Raw genomic sequence first — 2,654 nt, 5'->3', positions numbered from 1 at the left:
ACGCTGAAAAATATCCAAAAACTCAATTTTTCAGATATTTCGGCGGTTGATTTACAAACACCCAATGCGATGCCTGTCGAGGATGTCCTCACTCACGACAAGGACGGCAAGGTTTTTGATCGTACTCAGCCACATCTGATTGCCGCAGAAAGTCTGTTGGCTAACGATCAACATCTTAACAGTCAGGGTGCCCTGCGCATTGCCAATGTTGGGGATGCGATAGGCGGTACGGTCAAACTCACAGCCCAGGGCGATGTCTTGTTTACGCCGGATGCAAATTACACCGGTGTCATTAGCTTTAAATATGGTGTAACTGACGCAGCCGGGAATCCGTCAGCATCGGTAGTCGATCTAAGCAGTGGGGAAACAGCGCCGATGCGCGCCGTTGCTACATTATTGACGCCGGAAGTCCCGCTCGATCCATTAGCTGCTCAACAATGGTATCTGAGCGATGCCAACATTCTGCCGGTTTGGAAGGACTACACCGGCAAGGGTGTACGCATTGGTCAGTTCGAGCCGGGCGGTAAGTTTGCCACCGCGCCTGAAATATTTGATGTCAATCACCCCGACCTTGCGACGAATGTCGACAAAGCCTGGTTGCAGACTCAACAAACCAATGGCACCTTGCCGAATGTGGTCTCCAACCACGCGACAATGGTGGCGGGTGTGATGGTCGCGGCGAAGAATAATACAGGTGGCGTCGGGGTTGCCCATGATGCTACGTTGGGCGGCTATTATCTGGCCAATGACGGTGCCGATCTTGCGGGACTGGGGCATATGGTCAGTTTTGATATTGCCAACAATAGCTGGGGATTTGCCAACGATTTCGCGCTCAGCAGCTTTCAGGGCGGCTCCATAAATACTGCCGCGTCGCTGAGCATGAATGCGCAGTATGCGGCGGCTAATGGTCGTGGCGGATTGGGTACCGTCATCGTGGCGGCGGGCGGCAACCATCGTGCAGAAGGCGGCAATGCCCAAGGGTCGCTGACCAATAACAACCGCTTTTCGGTGGAAGTCGGTGCAATCAATGCTCAGGGCGATTTGTCGACTTTGCAGATTGGCTCCTCACCATTCTCCAATCCGGGAGCCAGCCTGTTGGTTTCGGCACCGGGCAGCAATGTCGTGTCTACCAGCTATATGCTGAAAACCGAACGTGGCTCAACTTTCGGCAATGACTACACCAGCATGCAAGGTACCAGCTTTGCCGCTCCGATAGTTTCCGGTGTTGTTGCGTTGATGCTTGAGGCCAACCCGAACTTAGGCTATCGGGATGTGCAGCAGATCCTTGCTCTATCCGCTCGCAAGATTAATGACCCATCTACCGCATGGAGCGATAATAGTAGCCATAGCTGGAATGGCGGCGGCATGCATACCAGCAACGATTATGGTTTCGGTCAAATCGATGCGCGAGCCGCTGTTCGCTTGGCTGAGTCTTGGATGACTCAAAGCACCGCTGCCAACGAGTTCGTTTATAGCGCATCCAGCGGCCCTCTGGGGAAAACCTTGGCAGCAGGTGAAACGCTGACGTCATCCATCGCCATGAATGCCGGTCTGAATGTCGAACATGTCGAGATCGATTTTGACGCTCAGGTAGGCCGTCTTGGCGATCTGACGCTCAAACTGATCTCTCCTGATGGCACTCAGAGCATCTTGCTCAATCGTCAGGGTAAGGCTCCAGACGGCACGCCGGGCGCGAGTGCGACTGACCTAGGTAGTAGCCAGTCGGGGACGTTCAAATACAGCTTTATGTCGACCCATGATTTTGGTGAACGCTCGGCTGGCAACTGGACCCTACAGGTGAGCGATGCGAATTCCGGCCTGCCGGTCACATTAAATGCCTGGTCGCTACGTTTGTACGGCAGCAAGAGCACCTCGGATGACACTTACTTTTACACCGACGAATATATCCAATCGGTGGCCGGGCAGGCCAACCGCGCAGTGCTGGATGATGCGGTGAATGGCGTGGCGGGAGGGCGTAATACCCTCAATGCGGCGGCTGTTTCGCGGGATACCTCGGTCAACTTGCTGACTGGCGTTGCCAACATTGGCGGCACAGCGTTGACAATAAAGAATCCGTCGGGCATTCAGAACATTGTCACCGGCGATGGCAACGATACGTTAGTCGCTGGTAATACCGACGCATTGCTTGATGGCGGGCGTGGAAACAATACACTGGCAGGCGGTGCGGGCAAGGACTTCTTTGTGGTCCACCGCCGTGAGGCGGGTAGCGATATCATTAGCAACTTCGAGGCGGCTCGTGGCGAGATCATCGATCTGGTCGGATTTCGTGGAAAAACGTTTGCCGATCTGTTGCTGACGCAGCAGGGGGCGGATGTTAAGGTCGATCTGGGTAAGGGGCAGAGCATTGTCCTGAAAAATCAGACACTCGCCGGGATCGGTGCGGCGAACTTCAAGTTCCAGGACACCTTTATCGCCCCGGTGGCTTATACGAGTAGCGACGCCTCAACGCTCCAGCCACAAGAAGGCTTGGGAACCGTGATCCTTAAGGGCGGCGGCAAGGGCGTCATGCTCACTAGCGATGCTCAGGGTCAGATGAAATTTAGCTTGAATGGGACGATCTATAGTCATGACAGTGCGGCGTCAGACGTTTTTGTGGTGGCAGCCCAACCGGGTGTCAAGGACTACAAGAATGC

1 protein-coding gene is annotated in these 2,654 nt (G+C 54.6%); it reads left to right on the top strand.

The features are described from left to right. On the top strand, nt 1-2,654 hold a 2,654-nt coding region (locus EAE91_RS23225), incomplete at both ends, for a S8 family serine peptidase (protein ID WP_214090507.1).

The sequence above is a fragment of the Photorhabdus noenieputensis genome (assembly GCF_018448935.1).
Lineage (GTDB): Bacteria > Pseudomonadota > Gammaproteobacteria > Enterobacterales > Enterobacteriaceae > Photorhabdus > Photorhabdus noenieputensis.
Note: the sequence above shows the minus strand (reverse complement) of the source record. Positions and strands in the feature narration are given on the sequence as shown.